The sequence below is a fragment of the Streptomyces sp. Y7 genome (assembly GCF_043195415.1).
Lineage (GTDB): Bacteria > Actinomycetota > Actinomycetes > Streptomycetales > Streptomycetaceae > Streptomyces.
Window position 1 is genome coordinate 20,309 of sequence record NZ_JBIDDQ010000033.1, and the last position, 16,514, is coordinate 36,822.

General features: G+C 72.3%; 15 protein-coding genes. 8 read left to right on the forward strand and 7 right to left on the reverse strand.

Annotated elements, in window-relative coordinates; translation table 11 throughout:
* Positions 1-5: 5 nt before the first annotated feature.
* The gene (locus ACGFW6_RS40435; RefSeq protein WP_393521548.1) at positions 6-4,949 is read right to left on the reverse strand and encodes an ATP-dependent helicase; all 4,944 of its coding nucleotides are present in this window, start codon (positions 4,947-4,949) and stop codon (positions 6-8) included.
* A 575-nt stretch (positions 4,950-5,524) separates the two neighbouring features.
* Here ACGFW6_RS40435 and ACGFW6_RS40440 point away from each other — a divergent pair.
* Genes ACGFW6_RS40440 through ACGFW6_RS40450 form a run of 3 tightly spaced genes read left to right on the forward strand, consistent with a single transcriptional unit; the run spans position 5,525 to position 7,414 of the window.
* Complete coding sequence (locus ACGFW6_RS40440; protein ID WP_393521550.1) at positions 5,525-6,361, forward strand: AraC family transcriptional regulator; 837 nt, start codon at positions 5,525-5,527, stop codon at positions 6,359-6,361.
* A 22-nt stretch (positions 6,362-6,383) separates the two neighbouring features.
* On the forward strand, positions 6,384-7,109 hold the full coding sequence (locus tag ACGFW6_RS40445; protein WP_393521552.1) for an AzlC family ABC transporter permease: 726 nt from the start codon (positions 6,384-6,386) through the stop codon (positions 7,107-7,109).
* A complete protein-coding gene (locus ACGFW6_RS40450; protein WP_393521554.1) occupies positions 7,106-7,414 on the forward strand; it encodes an AzlD domain-containing protein in 309 nt (102 codons plus the stop codon). Before ACGFW6_RS40445 ends, ACGFW6_RS40450 begins: the two co-directional genes overlap by 4 nt.
* Before the next feature lie 6 nt (positions 7,415-7,420).
* Here the strand turns inward: ACGFW6_RS40450 and ACGFW6_RS40455 are convergent, their stop codons facing one another.
* Positions 7,421-8,365 (reverse strand): hypothetical protein, encoded by a 945-nt coding sequence (locus tag ACGFW6_RS40455; protein WP_393521556.1) that lies wholly within the window; start codon positions 8,363-8,365, stop codon positions 7,421-7,423.
* Between the two features lie 80 nt (positions 8,366-8,445).
* Here ACGFW6_RS40455 and ACGFW6_RS40460 point away from each other — a divergent pair, with 80 nt between their 5' ends.
* The gene (locus ACGFW6_RS40460; protein ID WP_393521558.1) at positions 8,446-8,640 is read left to right on the forward strand and encodes a DUF3046 domain-containing protein; all 195 of its coding nucleotides are present in this window, start codon (positions 8,446-8,448) and stop codon (positions 8,638-8,640) included.
* A gap of 60 nt (positions 8,641-8,700) precedes the next feature.
* Entirely contained in the window at positions 8,701-9,975 is a 1,275-nt protein-coding gene (locus ACGFW6_RS40465; RefSeq protein WP_393521560.1) for an AI-2E family transporter, read from the forward strand.
* A gap of 68 nt (positions 9,976-10,043) precedes the next feature.
* On the opposite strand, the gene ACGFW6_RS40470 is transcribed toward ACGFW6_RS40465, so the two are convergent.
* Positions 10,044-11,210: an MFS transporter gene (locus ACGFW6_RS40470; RefSeq protein WP_393521562.1), complete on the reverse strand. Its 1,167-nt coding sequence runs from the start codon at positions 11,208-11,210 to the stop codon at positions 10,044-10,046.
* Positions 11,207-11,797 (reverse strand): helix-turn-helix domain-containing protein, encoded by a 591-nt coding sequence (locus ACGFW6_RS40475; protein WP_393521564.1) that lies wholly within the window; start codon positions 11,795-11,797, stop codon positions 11,207-11,209. The genes ACGFW6_RS40470 and ACGFW6_RS40475 overlap by 4 nt, the downstream gene beginning before the upstream one ends.
* On the opposite strand from ACGFW6_RS40475, the gene ACGFW6_RS40480 reads away from it, so the two are divergent.
* The 3 genes from ACGFW6_RS40480 to recX all read left to right on the forward strand — a co-directional run bounded on the left by ACGFW6_RS40480 (position 11,796) and on the right by recX (position 14,769).
* Entirely contained in the window at positions 11,796-12,317 is a 522-nt protein-coding gene (locus tag ACGFW6_RS40480; protein ID WP_393521566.1) for a GNAT family N-acetyltransferase, read from the forward strand. The two genes, ACGFW6_RS40475 and ACGFW6_RS40480, sit on opposite strands and share 2 nt — an antisense overlap.
* A 379-nt stretch (positions 12,318-12,696) precedes the next feature.
* Entirely contained in the window at positions 12,697-13,821 is a 1,125-nt protein-coding gene (gene recA / locus ACGFW6_RS40485; protein ID WP_393521567.1) for a recombinase RecA, read from the forward strand.
* A 3-nt stretch (positions 13,822-13,824) separates the two neighbouring features.
* Positions 13,825-14,769 (forward strand): recombination regulator RecX, encoded by a 945-nt coding sequence (gene recX / locus ACGFW6_RS40490; protein ID WP_393521569.1) that lies wholly within the window; start codon positions 13,825-13,827, stop codon positions 14,767-14,769.
* A 148-nt stretch (positions 14,770-14,917) separates the two neighbouring features.
* Here the strand turns inward: recX and ACGFW6_RS40495 are convergent, their stop codons facing one another.
* The 3 genes from ACGFW6_RS40495 to ACGFW6_RS40505 all read right to left on the reverse strand — a co-directional run bounded on the left by ACGFW6_RS40495 (position 14,918) and on the right by ACGFW6_RS40505 (position 16,392).
* Positions 14,918-15,373, reverse strand: coding sequence for a rhodanese-like domain-containing protein (locus tag ACGFW6_RS40495; protein ID WP_393521660.1), 456 nt, complete (start codon positions 15,371-15,373; stop codon positions 14,918-14,920).
* A 134-nt stretch (positions 15,374-15,507) separates the two neighbouring features.
* Complete coding sequence (locus tag ACGFW6_RS40500; RefSeq protein ID WP_393521571.1) at positions 15,508-16,104, reverse strand: cysteine dioxygenase; 597 nt, start codon at positions 16,102-16,104, stop codon at positions 15,508-15,510.
* Between the two features lie 90 nt (positions 16,105-16,194).
* On the reverse strand, positions 16,195-16,392 hold the full coding sequence (locus ACGFW6_RS40505; protein ID WP_393521573.1) for a putative leader peptide: 198 nt from the start codon (positions 16,390-16,392) through the stop codon (positions 16,195-16,197).
* Positions 16,393-16,514: the final 122 nt, after the last annotated feature.

The following is a 16,514-nucleotide window of genomic DNA, read 5'->3' on the forward strand; positions in this document are numbered from 1 at the left end:
GCCGGTCAGGCTCGTAGCCGCAGACCTCTGGGTGTGGCGATGAAACCGGCTCTCTCCAGGAGGGTGCCCATGGGGGAGGTCAGGGCCGAGGCGCCGTTCACCCGTTCCACCGTGACCGTGCCGAGGGAGCCCGCACGGGCGGCCGAGGCGAGGGCCTCCGCCGCCGCGTGGAGGCGTGGGTCGTCGGTGGGTTCCGTGTCCGGGGCGGAGGGCCAGGCCAGCAGGGTCTTGCCGCCGCGCTCCATGTAGAGAGTCAGCTCGCCGTCGACGAGGACCACCAGGGAACCCGCCTTGCGCCCCGGCTTGTGGCCGGCGCCGGTGGGGGGCTCCGGCCAGCCGAGTGCGGCGCCGTAGGCGTTCGCCGGGTCGGCGGCGGCGAGGACTACGGCTCTGGTGTCCGGGGTGGACCGGGTGCGGCGGGTGGCGGAACCGGGGCCGGCGCCCGGGCCGTACTGGGCTCCGCCGTTGTGCCATGCGGGCCCTTGCGGGGTGCGTCGGCCACTCTCGGCGGCGAGGTCGCGGGGCGAGACCCATTCGCTCGGTCCGAGATGAGCGTCGAGGAAATCGTGGTCGAGGTCGGGGATGTCGTACGAAGGGGCGCCGTCGGGGCCGTCGTACGCCGACGGGCCGGCGTCCGCATTCCCCGAGGTGCCGTAGGACGCCGGGTCGAAGGCGCCGAGGGTGTCAGGGGCAGGCAGGTCGTCACCGCGGTCACGGGCGTTGGACACCGCGCGGAGACGGTCCACCGCGCCGTCCATCGCGAACTGGGCCGCGCCGAGCCCCTCCACCACATAGCCGCGCCGTGCCTGGCCGCTGTCCTCGAAGGCGGACAGGATGCGGTACGTCGCCGAGAAGCCGCCTTCGACGCCCTCCGCTCCTACCGCTCCCCGGGTCACCACGCCGTGCCGGTCCAGGAGGGTCCGCGCCAGGGCGTGCGCGCGGACGGTGGGGTCGGGCTCGTGTGCCGGGAGCACCGACCAGCGGCCGGCGACGGTCGGCGGGCCCGTGCGGGACGCGGGGCGGGCGGCGGACGTGAGGGAGCCGTAGCGGCCCCGCGGGATGGTGCGCTTGGCGCGGTGGGCCGTGGAGCCCGCAGTGCGGCCGGAACCCAGCAGGGAGCGCATCGGAGCGAGCGTGTCGTTGGTCAGACGGCCCGACCACGCCAGCTCCCAGAGAGCGTCGGCGAGTTGAGGGTCGGTGGCGTCGGGATGGGTGGTGGCGCGGACCTGATCGGCGATCTGGCGGAAGAACAGGCCGTAGCCGCCGGACAGGATGTCCAGAACGGACTGGTGCAGTGCCGTCAGCTCCAGCGGGTGCGGCTGCGGCAGGAGCAGAGGGGCCGCGTCCGCCATGTAGAGGGAGACCCAGCCGTCCTTGCCGGGGAGCGAGCCGGCTCCGGCCCAGACCACCTCGCCGGCCGAGGTGAGCTCATCGAGCATCGCCGGGGTGTAGCCGGCGACGCGTGACGGCAGGACGAGCTTCTCCAGGGCGGACGCGGGCACGGACGCGCCCTGCAACTGCTCGATGGCGCGGACCAGCCCGTCGATGCCGCGCAGCCCATGGCCCTTGCCGATGTGCTGCCACTGCGGCAGGAACTGCGCGAGCGCGGCCGGCGGCACCGGCTCCAGCTCGTGCCGCAGCGCGGCGAGGGAGCGGCGGCGCAGACGGCGCAGGACCGTCGCGTCGCACCACTCCTGGCCGATGCCGGCCGGGTGGAACTCGCCCTGGACGACGCGCCCGCCGGCCGCCAGCCGCTGGAGGGCGCCGTCGGTGATCGCCACCCCCAGGCCGAAGCGGGCGGCCGCCGTGGCCGAGGTGAACGGGCCGTGGGTGCGGGCATGACGGGCGAGGAGGTCGCCGAGCGGATCCTTGACCGGCTCGGTGAAGGCTTCGGGGACGCCCACCGGCAGGGCTGTGCCGAGCGCGTCGCGCAGACGGCCCGCGTCCTCGATCGCCGCCCAGTGGTCGGTGCCGGCGATGCGGACCTTGATGGCCCGGCGGGCGCCGGCCAGCTCCTGAGCCCACTGCGGCTCGGCACCGCGCTCGGCCAACTCGCCGTCGGTGAGCGGGCCGAGCAGGCGCAGCAGGTCCGCGACCCCCTCGGCGTCCTTGACACGGCGGTCCTCGGTGAGCCACTGCAGCTCACGCTCCAGCTCGGTCAGCACCTCGGCGTCGAGCAGCTCGCGCAGCTCCGCCTGGCCGAGCAGCTCGGCGAGCAATCGGGAGTCCAGCGACAGGGCGGCGGCCCGGCGCTCGGCGAGCGGGGAGTCCCCCTCGTACAGGAACTGGGCGACGTACCCGAACAGGAGGGAGCGGGCGAAGGGGGACGGCTCGGGGGTGGTGACCTCGACGAGGCGCACCCTGCGGGACTCCAGGTCGCCCATCAGCTCGACGAGTCCCGGAACGTCGAAGACGTCCTGGAGGCACTCGCGGACCGCCTCCAGGACGATCGGGAACGAGCCGAACTCGCTGGCCACCTGGAGCAGCTGGGCCGCGCGCTGCCGCTGCTGCCACAGCGGGGTGCGCTTGCCGGGATTGCGGCGCGGCAGCAGCAGCGCGCGGGCGGCGCACTCGCGGAACCGGCTCGCGAACAGGGCCGAGCCGCCGACCTGGTCGGTGACCATCTGATCGACGTCACCCTTGTCGAAGACGACGTCCGCCGCGCCGACCGGCGCCTGGTCCGCGTCGTACTCCGTGCCGGCCTTGCGCGGCTCCTGGTCCAGCAGGTCCAGGCTCATCAGATCGGCGTCGGGCAGGCGCAGCACGATGCCGTCGTCGGCGTGCATGACCTGCGCGTCCATGCCGTACCGCTCGGAGAGCTTCGCACCGAGGGCCAGGGCCCAGGGCGCGTGGACCTGGGCGCCGAAGGGGGAGTGCACGACGACGCGCCAGTCGCCCAGTTCGTCGCGGAACCGCTCGACGACGATCGTGCGGTCGTCCGGGACGTGCCCGCATGCCTCGCGCTGCTCGTCGAGGTACGACAGGACGTTGTCCGCCGCCCACGCGTCCAGGCCGGCGGTGACGAGACGCAGACGGGCGTCGTCCTTGGTCAGGGAGCCGACCTCGCGCAGGAACGCGCCCACCGCGCGGCCCAGTTCGAGCGGGCGGCCCAGCTGGTCGCCCTTCCAGAAGGGCAGGCGGCCCGGGACGCCCGGTGCCGGGGAGACCAGGACGCGGTCGCGGGTGATGTCCTCGATGCGCCAGGAACTCGTGCCCAGCGTGAACACGTCGCCGACGCGGGACTCGTAGACCATCTCCTCGTCGAGCTCGCCGACCCGGCCGCCGCCCTTCTTCGGGTCCGATCCGGCGAGGAAGACACCGAAGAGACCGCGGTCGGGGATGGTGCCGCCGGAGGTGACCGCGAGGCGCTGGGCGCCCGGGCGGCCGGTGATCGTGCCGGCGACACGGTCCCAGACCACGCGCGGGCGCAGCTCCGCGAAGGCGTCGGACGGGTACCGGCCGGCGAGCATGTCGAGGACCGCGGTGAAGGCGGACTCGGGGAGCGACGCGAAGGGCGCGGCCCGGCGGACCGCGGCGAGAAGGTCGTCGAACTGCCACGTGTCCATCGCCGTCATCGCGACGATCTGCTGCGCCAGGACGTCGAGGGGGTTGGCGGGGACCCTCAGCGACTCGATGGAGCCCGTGCGCATGCGCTCGGTGACCACTGCCGCCTGGACCAGGTCGCCGCGGTACTTCGGGAACACCACGCCGGTGGACACGGCGCCGACCTGGTGGCCCGCGCGGCCCACACGCTGGAGGCCGGAAGCCACGGAGGGCGGTGATTCGACCTGGACGACCAGGTCGACCGCGCCCATGTCGATGCCCAGTTCCAAGCTGGAGGTGGCCACGACGGCCGGGAGGCGGCCCGCTTTGAGGTCCTCCTCCACGAGGGCGCGCTGCTCCTTGGAGACGGAGCCGTGGTGGGCCCGGGCGATGACCGCCGGCGCGCCCTGGGCTGCTCCCGAGCCGCCCATCAGCTCCGCCGGGGCATGGTGTTCGTCCAGGGGTTCGCCGGTGGCCCGCTCGTAGGCGATCTCGTTCAGGCGGTTGCAGAGGCGTTCCGCGAGGCGGCGGGAGTTGGCGAACACGATCGTGGAGCGGTGGGACTGGACGAGGTCGGTGATGCGTTCCTCGACGTGCGGCCAGATCGAGGGGCGTTCCGCGCCCTCGGAGCCGTCGGCGACCGGGGAGCCGCCGAGTTCACCGAGGTCCTCGACGGGGACGACGACCGAGAGGTCGAACTCCTTGCCCGACTTCGGCTGGACGATCTCCACCTTGCGGCGGGGGGAGAGATAGCGGGCGATCTCGTCGACCGGGCGGACCGTCGCGGAGAGGCCGATGCGGCGGGCCGGCTTCGGGAGGAGCTCGTCCAGGCGCTCCAGGGTGAGGGCGAGGTGGGCGCCGCGCTTGGTGCCGGCCACCGCGTGGACCTCGTCCAGGATCACCGTCTCGATGCCGGTCAGAGCGTCGCGGGTGGCCGACGTCAGCATCAGGAACAGGGACTCGGGGGTCGTGATGAGGATGTCCGGGGGGCGGGTCGCGAGGGCTCGGCGCTCCGCGGCGGGGGTGTCGCCGGAGCGGATGCCGACCTTCACCTCGGGTTCGGGGAGGCCCAGGCGGACGGATTCCTGGCGGATGCCGGTGAGGGGGCTGCGGAGGTTGCGCTCCACGTCGACGGCTAGGGCCTTGAGGGGGGAGACGTAGAGGACGCGGCAGCGCTTCTTGGGGTCGGCCGGTGGGGGTGTGGAGGCCAGCTGGTCCAGGGCGGCCAGGAATGCGGCGAGGGTCTTGCCGGAGCCGGTGGGGGCTACGACCAGCACGTCCGAGCCTTCGTTGATGGCTTGCCACGCGCCTGCCTGGGCTGGCGTGGGCGCGGAGAAGGCGCCCGTGAACCAGCCGCGGGTTGCGGGGGAGAAGCCGGCCAGGGCTCGGTGTGGGTTGCTGACCATGCGTCCATCCTGCACCCGGGGACTGACAATCGGGTTGACCTGCGGGGACGTCGGTGGCGGGGGCGGGATGCCTGCGGCGGCCTGTGCGGGTTGGGTGGGGGTGCGGGTAGCGCCTGCGGGGTGGGGGGTGGGTCGGGGGGGGGGGGGGGGGGGGGGGGGGGGGGGGGGGGGGGGGGGGGGGGGGGGGGTGTCCGTCCTCGGTCGGGCGGTGCTGTCTCTCAAGACGGTGCCCTGCGTTGACGCCCGCCGCTGCGGGCGGACACCCCCCGGCACGTCCCCTTCTCGCCGTCGGCGACCGCAGGTGCTTCGTGGCCCACCTGTTTTCAGGGGCGCGGGGAACTGCGCGAACGGTCGCGACGGCTGCGGTCACGTCATGGCGCAGCCCGCCTGCAACGCCCTTCTTGGGGGCGCGGGGAACTGCGCGATCAATCACGACGGACCCGCGGCCGCGGTCCGGCCCAACCCCTAGCGCGGGGAACTGCGCGACCAGCCACGTCGGACCCGCGGCCGAAGTCCGGCGCAGCCCGCTAGGGACCCGCAGGCGGCGTGTGTGGGTGCTCGCGGACAATGGCCGTATGGGTTCTCGGGAGCGGGCGCGGCATTGGCGGTATGCCGAGTTGCCCGGTGTTGATCTGCTGCGGGCCCGGTACATAGAGAAGACGTTCGTACGGCATACCCATGAGCACTTCGTGATCGCTGCTATCGCGGAGGGCGTGGAGGTCTTTCATCATCGGGGGGCCGATCAGTACGCCGGGGCCGGGGCGCTGGCGTTGGTCAATCCTGATACGCCGCATACGGGGCGGGCGGGGGTGCCGGAGGGGTGGCAGTACGGGGCTGTTTATCCGTCGCCCGAGCTGGTGGCGGAGATCGCGGCCGAGACGACCTCTGTGCGCGGGACGCCGGGGTTCGTGCGGCCGGTGCTCGATGACGTCTATGCGGTGCAGCTGGTGCATCGGGTGTTGCGGGCCGCTGATGAGGGCAATGCCCTGGCTGCGGATACTTTGCTGCGGGTCGCCGTGACGCGGTTGCTGCGGTTGAACGGTGGGGCGCTGCCGCAGCGGGAGGTGCGGACGGCGGGGGATCTCGTCGCCGTACGCGCGCGTGAGGTGCTTGAAGGGCGGATGGCCGAGCCGCCCAGTCTGGAGCGGTTGGCCGCCGATCTCGGTACCGGGCCGTTCGCCTTGTTGCGGGCCTTTCGGGACGTCTATGGGATGCCGCCGCACACCTGGCTGACGGACGCGCGGGTGCGGCGGGCTCGGCGGTTGCTGGACGCGGGCGTCTCGCCGGCCGAGGCGGCGGTGGCCGTGGGGTTCACCGATCAGCCTCATCTGAATCGGCACTTCGCGCGGATCGTCGGAGTGCCGCCGGGGGCTTATCAGCGGGAGCGCAAGAACGTACAAGACGCGCGGTAGCGGGTTGCCTAGCGTCGAAGGCGTGCAAGAACGGAACGCTGTCACTGATCTTCGCGTCGGCCGGGACGACAAGCCCGACGCCGCCGTCGTACGGGACGCCCTCGGCGTCGGGGTCGCCGTCGGGCTGTCCGGGTTCGCCTTCGGGGTGACGTCGGCGGGCAGCGGGCTCACGCTCCTGCAGACCTGTGTGCTCAGCCTGCTGGTGTTCACCGGGGCCTCGCAGTTCGCGCTCGTGGGGGCGCTCGCTGCCGGTGGCAGTCCGTTCACCGCGGCTGCCGGGGCCTTCTTCCTGGGGGTGCGCAACGCCTTCTACGGGCTGCGCCTGTCCCAGGTGCTGCGCCTCACGCGCGCGATGCGGCCGTTCGCGGCGCAGTGGGTGATCGATGAGACGACGGTCGTCGCGCTGGCGCAGCCCACTCGGCGCAGTGCGCGGATCGGGTTCGTGGTGACCGGGCTGAGTCTGTACGTGCTGTGGAATCTCACGACGCTGCTGGGCGCGCTGGGGGCCGAGGCCATCGGTGACACCGCCGCCTGGGGGCTCGACGCCGCCGGGCCCGCCGTGTTCCTCGCGCTGCTCGCGCCGATGCTGAAGTCCGGCACCGAGCGAGCCGTCGCCGCGCTGGCGGTCGTACTGGGGCTCGGGCTGCTGCCCGTGCTCCCTGCCGGGGTGCCCGTACTGGTGGCCGCGCTCGCCGCGCCGGTCGTGCTGTGGGCGCAGGGACGGCGTGGGCGGGAGGAGGCGCGGTGAACACCTGGATCGCCATCGGTGCCACCGTCGTGGGCTGCTACGCCGTGAAGCTCATCGGGCTGCTGGTGCCCGCCGGGGCGCTGGAGAAGCCTCTCGTGCGACGTCTCGCCGCCCTGCTGCCCGTCGCTCTTCTCGCCGCCCTCACGGCCCAGCAGACCTTCGGCGACGGACAGGCGCTGGTGCTGGACGCGAGGGCGGCAGGGGTCGCCGCGGCGGCCGTGGCGCTCGTCCTCAGGGCGCCGTTCCTGCTCGTCGTCGCGGCGGCCGTCGCGGTGACCGCCGGGGTGCGGGCTCTGGGCGGGTGAGACGGGTCAGCCGATGTGGCGGCCGTACGCCCTGAGCGTGCGCAGCGCCTGGATGGTCACCATGGGGCGTGCCTCCAGCAGGATGCCCGGCGTCCACTGGCGCCAGCGGACGGGCCAGCCGCCGTCCTCCTGCTGCTCGCCGGCGAGGTGGTCCAGGGAGCGGCTCATCTCGGCGTCCGTGAACCACGCGCGCGCGAGCGAGCGCGGAGTGCGCGCGTAGTCGTGCGGGAAGTGGTGCTCGCCCGCGGCGTAGCCGGGTGGGACGGGGTACGCGTCGAGGTCGTCCGGCTCCAGTACCGCCAGGCGCTGCTCGCGCACCAGGCGGCCCAGTCGGTCCGCGGCCGTCTCCGCGCGCGGGCGGTCGGGAGCGGAGTCCAGGAAGGCCACGGCGGCCTCGATCTCGTACGGATGGGACTTCTCCAGGGACTCCACCGCCTGCCAGCAGAAGTCCGTCGCACGGAACAGCCACGCGTGCCAGACCTCGTTGCGGTGCAGCAGACCGACCACCGGACCGGTCGCCAGGAGCGAGCTGGACGGGTTGTCCTCGATCGGGATGAACGGCGCCGTGGGGTAGCCGCGCTGGCCGGTGTGGACCGCCGGGAGGGCGCCGTCCGGGGTGGAGACCGACGTCAGGTAGCGGCACACGCGGTCCACGCGCTGGCCGCCGCAGCGCTCCACGGCGTCCAGGACGTGGAGGGCCTGACCGACGTGCAGCGGCTGGCTGACCGGGCCGCGCAGATCCGGCTCCAGGGCGTGGCCGTAGCCGCCGTCCTCGTTGCGGTAGGCGTCCAGGGCGGTCTCCACCGGGTCGGCGGCGCCGTTCAGGAAGTGGTACGCGAACAGGCGCTGTTCCAGCACGCGCGCGGTGAGCCAGACGAACTGCTCGGCGCGGAAGAGCGGGGAGTGCGCCGGGGGCGTCGGTGGGAGCGGGGGCGCTCCGGATTCGGGCATGCGTCAGACCGTAGGGCGGAAAGCGGTCTCGGCAAGCGGTCCCGGCGCAGGCCCACCCCCAGGGGCGGGATACTGGACGCATGCGGTTGACGGTCTTCTGGCAGCGGATGGCGGAACATTTCGGTCCGGGGTACGCCGACACCTTCGCGCGCGACCACGTGATGGCGGAGCTCGGCGGACGCACGGTGCACGAGGCGCTGGACGCGGGCTGGGAGGCGAAGGACGTATGGCGTGTGGTCTGTGCCGTGATGAACGTTCCGGGGGAGAGGCGCTGACCGGTAACGAAGATCGCATGACCGGGGCCGATTGTCGGTGGCGTGGGCGAGACTTGCTTCGTGGCACGCACTGACGAGACCGGGGAGATCGCCCGGCACGGGTCCCCGTTCGGCACGACGCCGCCCGATCCGCCCAAGGGCGGGGGCGACGCCGGGACGAACGGCCGTATGCCGCGCTGGCTGCCGCGCGCCCTGGTGCTCGCGCTGGCGCTCGTCGGCGTGTTCCAGCTGGGCAGCTGGGCGTTTCACCAGCTCACCGGGCTGCTGATCAACATCCTCATCGCGTTCTTCCTGGCGCTCGCCATCGAGCCCGCGGTGAGCTGGATGGCCTCGCGCGGCCTGCGCCGGGGACTGGCCACGGCCCTCGTCTTCTTCGCCGTGATCATCGTGTCCGCCGGGTTCGTGACCTTGCTGGGGTCGATGCTCGCGGGTCAGATCATCAAGATCGTCGAGGATTTCCCGAACTACCTCGACTCCGTCATCAATTGGATCAATGCGCACTTCAACACCGACCTGCGCCGCGTCGACGTCCAGGAGGGGCTGCTCAAGTCCGACTGGCTGCGCAACTACGTGCAGAACAGCGCCACCGGCGTCCTGGACGTGTCCGCCCAGGTCCTCGGCGGTCTCTTCCAGCTGCTGACGATCACGCTGTTCTCGTTCTACTTCGCCGCCGACGGCCCCCGGCTCCGCCGCGCTCTGTGCTCCGTACTGCCGCCCGCCAGGCAGGCCGAGGTGCTGCGCGCCTGGGAGATCGCGGTCATCAAGACCGGCGGCTATCTGTACTCGCGCGGCCTCATGGCGCTGATCTCCGGCATAGCCCACTACGTCCTGCTGGAGATCCTGGACGTGCCGTACGCGCCCGTGCTCGCGGTGTGGGTCGGGCTGGTGTCGCAGTTCATCCCGACCATCGGTACGTATCTCGCGGGCGCCCTGCCCATGCTGATCGCGTTCACGGTCGACCCCTGGTACGCGCTGTGGGTGCTGATCTTCGTCGTGGTCTACCAGCAGTTCGAGAACTACGTGCTGCAGCCCAAGCTGACCGCCAAGACCGTCGACATCCACCCCGCGGTCGCCTTCGGTTCGGTCATCGCGGGCACCGCGCTCCTGGGCGCGGTGGGCGCGCTGATCGCCATCCCGGCCGTCGCCACGCTGCAGGCGTTCCTGGGGGCCTACGTGAAGCGCTACGACGTCACGGACGACCCCCGTGTCCACGGGCACCGGGAGCGGGGGCGCAGCTTGTTCGCACGCGCGCGTGACCTCTGGCTACGCCCGCCGGATCAGTCCGGCCAGAACCTTCCGGAGGGAACCGGAGGGGCGGGGGACGGGAAGAACTGACCCCCGATCGGCCGGCGTCGTCGCGCAGGCGTCGGCGCCCGGCGTTCATGAGGTCGATCGCCCGGCGTTCATGAGGTCGATGCGGAGGACGCGCGTCCGAGGGCGGCTGCGAGGAGGAGTGCCGTGATGGCGGTCAGCGCGGTGCCCTGCCAGCCGACCGTGTCGAGCAGAGGCGCGGCGACGGCGGTGCCGAGGGCGCCGACGGTGAAGTAGAGCACCAGGTAGACGCTGCTGAGGCTGCCCGAGTGGTGCGGGTCGAGGGCGATGACGCGGCTCTGGTTGGCGGCCTGGGCGGCGAAGCAGCCGGCGTCGAACAGAGCGAGCCCGAGGGCCGTGGCGGGCGGGCTGTCCAGGCCGGTGACGAGCAGGGCCGTGCCCGCCGCCGCGGTCAGCATGCCGGCGATGATCACGACCTGGGGGGTGTAGCGGTCGATGAGCCGTCCGGTGACGGGGAGCACGGCGAAGCCGAGGATTCCGGCCAGGCTGTACAGGCCGATCGCGGTGGGGTCCAGGGAGTGGGGCGGCCGGGCCAGGGTGAGGGCGAGGGCGACCCATATGAGGTTGAAGGCGAAGTACCACAGGCCGCCGGTGGCCACGGCGTGGCGCAGTTGCGGATGGCGACGCAGGAGCGGGGGAAGCGAGGCGAGCGTGGCGCGGTAGCCGCGGTCCGGCCGGGGTCGTTGCCGAGGCAGGAGGGCGAGGGCGGCCACCGCGCCGAGCAGGGCGAGTGCGGCGAAGACCAGCAGCATCCGCCGCCACCCGACGAGGTCGGCCAGCGCCCCGCCCGCCAGACGGCTGAGCAGGATGCCGGCCGACATCCCGGCGGCCACGGTGGCGACGCCGGTTCCACGGCGGCCCGGCGGGGCGTGCCGGCCCGCGATGTTGCCGGCCTGCGCGGCGACGCTGGCGGAGGCGCCGATCAGCAGGTAGGCGGCCAGCAGCGGGACCGGGCCCGGTGCCGCCGCGGCGAGAGCGAGGGCGACGGTCAGCGCGCCGAGTTGCGCGGCGACCAGACGGGCCGGGGCGAGGTGGTCGGTGAGGGGCAGCAGGACGGCGAAGCCGATCATGCAGCCGACCAGTGCGGCGGTGGGGACGAGGCCGATCACCGGAGCGGGGACGTCCAGGTCGGCGGCCACAGCGGTGAGCGCGGGCTGGACGGCGTAGTTGTTCGCGATCGCCGTACCGGCTATGGAAGCCAGGAAGAACGTGCCGCCCCGGGGGAGGGGCCGGGTCACGGCCGGGTGCCGCGAGTGAGGACGACGGCGTAACGGCAGGTGGTGTCGGTGGTGTTGGCGAAGACGCGCTCGGCGGGCTCCCCGAGCTCGATGGTGTCGCCCGCGTCGAGTTCGTGGACGGTGTCGCCGTCGTGGAAGGTCAGACGGCCGTCGAGGACCCAGACGACCTGCCGGACGAAGGCGAAGGCCGCTGCCGGATACGGGACCCGGGCGCCGGCGGGCAGACGGATCTCGGCGATCTCCGCGGGGAAGTGCGGGCTGGTGATCTGGCGGCGCAGGTAGCCGGTGGCGGGGTCGCGCCACTCGGCCGCCTCGGCCTCCCGCCGCACCTCCCCGAGTCCGTACGTCTCGTCCGGCGTTCCTTCGGCGAGGGCGAGCAGGGAGGAGACGCTGAGCTGGAAGGCGGCCGACAGCTTGCCCAGGACGACTGCGGTGGGGCTGCTCTCGCCGCGCTCGATCCTGCTGATCATGGCCTGCGAGACGCCGGAGGCCTCCGCGAGCTGGGCCAGCGTCCAGCGGCGACGCTCCCGTTCGGTGCGGATACGGGATGCGATCTGCCCCACCAGAGGATCTACTATGTTGGACATGAATCCAATATACGAGAGAGCGCGAGCGGCCGTGACCGTGCGCCCCGCCCGCTCCGGTGACGTGGAGGCCGCCCGCGCGATCCGCAATCACGCCATCGAGCACTCGACCGCCCTGTGGACGCAGACCCCGCAGTCCCTCGTCGAGGCTGAAGCCTGGCTGGCCGTCCACTTGGAGCGCGGCTCGGCCTTCGTGGCCGAGGTGGAAGGTGAGGTGGCCGGCTTCGCGGTCTACGGGCCGTGGCGCGAGTTGGACGGGTATCGCCACACGGTGGAGGACTCGGTCTACGTCCGCGACGGCCGGCACGGACTCGGCATCGGCTCCGCCCTCCTCGGGGCGCTCGTCACCGCCGCGCGCGAGGCGGGCCACCATGTCGTGATCGCCGGTATCGAGGCGGAGAACGTCTCGTCGATGCGGCTGCACGAACGCTTCGGGTTCCAGTGCGTCGGCGTGATCCCGGAGGTGGGGACGAAGTTCGGCCGCTGGCTCGACCTGACGCTCATGAGGCTGGCGCTGTCCTGAGCCCGCCGGTCGGGTCGTGGGCGCTGTTCGTGGGGTCTTGGTGTCGACGGAGGCCGGGGCAGGTCGCGAGGGGCACCCGACCGGGTTGCCGCGGATTGCCCGGACGTGGTCAACCGGCCCGCCTGGCGCACCCGGTCGTGGTCGGCACGAGCCGGGTCGCGGGGTGTGCGTGAGTGTCGCGTGGTGCGCTTGACACGAAAATCGAACATCCATTCTTATGGAAGAGCCGGCGAGGCGCTCGGCAGGCATTTCGCCATGGTTTCGACGGAGAAGTGCCCGAGTTATCCACAGGCCGGACGGGCGTCGGGGCGCATTGTCAGTGGCAGGCGTTAGCGTCTTTGACGTGAAGCGATCGACTCAAGCAAACCGGGTGGAACCCATGGCAGGAACCGACCGCGAGAAGGCCCTGGACGCCGCGCTCGCACAGATTGAACGGCAGTTCGGCAAGGGTGCGGTCATGCGCCTGGGCGAGCGGCCGAACGAGCCCATCGAGGTCATCCCCACCGGGTCGACCGCGCTCGACGTCGCCCTCGGCGTCGGTGGTCTGCCGCGCGGCCGTGTGGTGGAGGTCTACGGACCGGAGTCCTCCGGTAAGACCACGCTGACCCTGCACGCCGTGGCCAACGCGCAGAAGGCCGGCGGCCAGGTCGCCTTCGTGGACGCGGAACACGCACTCGACCCCGAGTACGCGAAGAAGCTCGGCGTCGACATCGACAACCTGATCCTCTCCCAGCCCGACAACGGCGAGCAGGCCCTGGAGATCGTGGACATGCTGGTCCGCTCCGGCGCCCTCGACCTCATCGTCATCGACTCCGTCGCCGCGCTCGTCCCGCGCGCGGAGATCGAGGGCGAGATGGGCGACAGCCACGTCGGTCTGCAGGCCCGACTGATGAGCCAGGCCCTGCGGAAGATCACCAGCGCGCTCAACCAGTCGAAGACCACCGCGATCTTCATCAACCAGCTCCGCGAGAAGATCGGCGTGATGTTCGGCTCCCCGGAGACCACGACCGGTGGCCGGGCGCTGAAGTTCTACGCCTCGGTGCGTATCGACATCCGCCGCATCGAGACCCTGAAGGACGGCACGGACGCGGTCGGCAACCGCACCCGCTGCAAGGTCGTCAAGAACAAGGTCGCGCCGCCCTTCAAGCAGGCCGAGTTCGACATCCTCTACGGCCAGGGCATCAGCCGCGAGGGCGGTCTGATCGACATGGGCGTGGAGCACGGCTTCGTGCGCAAGGCCGGCGCCTGGTACACGTACGAGGGTGACCAGCTCGGCCAGGGCAAGGAGAACGCGCGCAACTTCCTGAAGGACAACCCCGACCTGGCCAACGAGATCGAGAAGAAGATCAAGGAGAAGCTGGGCGTCGGGGTACGGCCCGAGGAGCCGGCCGCCGAGCCGGGCGCGGATGCCGCGGTCTCCGCCACGGACGACGCCGCGAAGACGGTGCCGGCACCGGCCGCGGCCAAGGCGACCAAGACCAAGGCCGCGACCGCCAAGAGCTGATCCGTGACACGGCGAACCGACTGGGCCGAGTACACCGCCTACCCGGACGCTCCATGGGGGCAAGGGAGAGACGGCGACGAGGGCTCCTCCGGGACGGGCGGACACGCCTCCGGAGGAGACGCGGCCCATCACGCGGACGGGGGGAAGGACGGCATGGCGCCGTACGGTACGAGCGACTCGTACGGCGCGGGCGATGCGTACGACGGCGGCGCGCACGGCACGGGCGACTCGTACGGGGCGAGTGGCTCGCACGGGGGATACGGCGATCACGGCGACGAGTCGGGCCCGGCGGCGTACGGCGCCTCCGGTGGCGGCTCGCGTCGAGGTCGTGGCGGGACTCGGGGCACGGACGGCTCACGGGGGCGTCGCCGACGCGGTCGCGCCGAGTCGTCCGGTGAGGACGGAGGCACCTCTTCCTCGTCGAGGGCCGAGGAGGGGACGCCCCCGGCGGACCCGGTGGAGCGGGCGCGGGCGATCTGCCTGCGCCTGCTCACCGGGACCCCGCGCACGCGGAAGCAACTCGCGGACGCCCTGCGCAAGAGGGAGATCCCGGACGACGCCGCCGAGGAGGTGCTGTCGAGGTTCGAAGAGGTCGGCCTCATCAACGACAGCGCGTTCGCGGAGGCCTGGGTGGAGTCCCGGCACCACGGTCGAGGGCTGGCGCGGCGCGCGCTCGCCCAGGAACTGCGCACCAAGGGCGTCGACTCCACGCTGATCGACGCGGCCGTCGCCCAACTCGACTCCGAGCAGGAAGAGGAGACCGCCCGCGAACTGGTCGAGCGCAAGCTCCGCTCCACGCGGGGCCTCGATCGCGACAAACGCCTGCGCCGCCTCGCGGGCATGCTCGCCCGCAAGGGCTATCCGGAGGGCATGGCCCTGCGGGTGGTCCGACAGGCACTGGAGGAAGAGGGCGAGGACACGGAGTTCCTGGGGGACGAGGGCTTCTGATCGGTCCTGGGGGCGAGAGCTTTCCGGCCCGAGCACGGTGGACGCGCGGGGGCGCCCATCGCGTACCGGGCCGGGGTCGACGTTCGCAAGTGGGTCGAGGGAAGGGGCAGGGAGCGGGCAGGACAGTGGCTCCGGACCGAACCTGAGATCAGGGGGCGTGCACGGCACGGGGCGGTGGAGGCGGTTCCACCTCCGTCGTCACCGGCAAGCCCTCCGCTCGCCAGGCCTGGAATCCGCCGACCAGATCGGTGGTCCGGTGCAGCCCCAGCCGTCGTAGCGACTCGACCGCCAGACTCGACGCGTACCCCTCGTTGCAGATCACCACGACCAGCAGATCGTGACTCGTCGCCTCGGGGGCGCGGTGGCTCCCCTGGGGGTCGAGCCGCCACTCCAGTTCGTTGCGCTCGACGACGAGGGCACCGGGGATGAGGCCGTCCCGCTCGCGCAGGGCGGCGTACCGGATGTCGACCAGCAGGGCCCCGCCGTCCTGGGCGGCCTCGTACGCCTCCCGGGGCTTGATTCGCTCGTAGCCGGCGCGGATCCGCTCCAGGAACTCGTCGATGCCGACCGGCGGTTCGCCCGTGCTGCCGGCGCCCGCCGGCAACTCACTTCCGACGACGCGCTGATCGCGCCCACCGCTCACGCTGCTCCCCCTCAACTCCGGCGGATCCGCCGCTTGTTCGCCCTCCGGGTGTCCGTTGATGCCACGCACCACCACAGGTTCGCCTCCCACCCCGCTCACTGCCAGTCCTCCGGACGTTCCACCTGCTCCAGGCGCAGGATCGGTCCGCTGCGGCTGAAGCGGCGCATCTGCGGCAGGGGCGGGTAGTAGGCGTGGACGGAGATCGCGTGCCGGTCGGTGGACTCGTTGAGGACCTCGTGCACATGGTGACGGCCGAAGGAGCGGCCCTTGCCGGCTGACAGACGGCGCGAGCGGTCCACGTCGTCCGCGAGTTCCAGGGTCTTCCAGCCGTCGGCCGGCAGCCGGACTGCGAGGGAGTGCTCCTTGAGCTCACCGGCCGCCGTCACGAAGGCTCCGACCGAGTCGGCGTGGTCGTGCCAGCCGGTGCCGGTTCCGGGCGGCCAGCCGATCAGCCAGGCCTCGCTGCCGCCGGGGCCTTCGAGCCGTACCCAGGTACGGCCCTCGGGATCGAGCGGGAGCGAGGCGATCAGCTCGGCGTCGGCGGCGGTGCTCCGTACGAAATGGAGGAGGTCCGCCTGCGTCGGAGCGGAGTGCGGAGCAGGGTTCGGGGCGGAGCGGGGAGCAGGATCCGAAGCGGGGTTCGGCGTGACGACCGGCTCGGAAGCGCCGACGGCGGCAGGAGAGACAGACACGGGCACCGTCCTGAAGAGAGTTCGCGAAGGGCCCGCTACGGCACCGGCCAAGGGCGCGGCACGTGCGGGAAGAAGGAGAGGGATGCGAATTCAGCAGGACGGGCGACACACGCAGCCCGCATAGCGGACGAGGTCCATATGGACCCTCCGCCACAGGCGCACACAGGTGTCGGTCACGATCCGGAGTACACCATGCCGGTGCGGGCCGGTCAACTCACTGTCACTATGCGGACCGCATAGTGACGGCGAGTGCTGTTTCCCGGCGAAATCGGTGTTGCGGGTGATCACCTGCTACCCGGATGGGTGGCACTTCCGCCCGGTGGGGGACGGGTGGCGAGTGACGGTGCCTGGGCGATGGGCTGCCGGCCCCGGCCCCGGCCCCCGGGCTCCGGCTCCCGGCTGACGGCTCA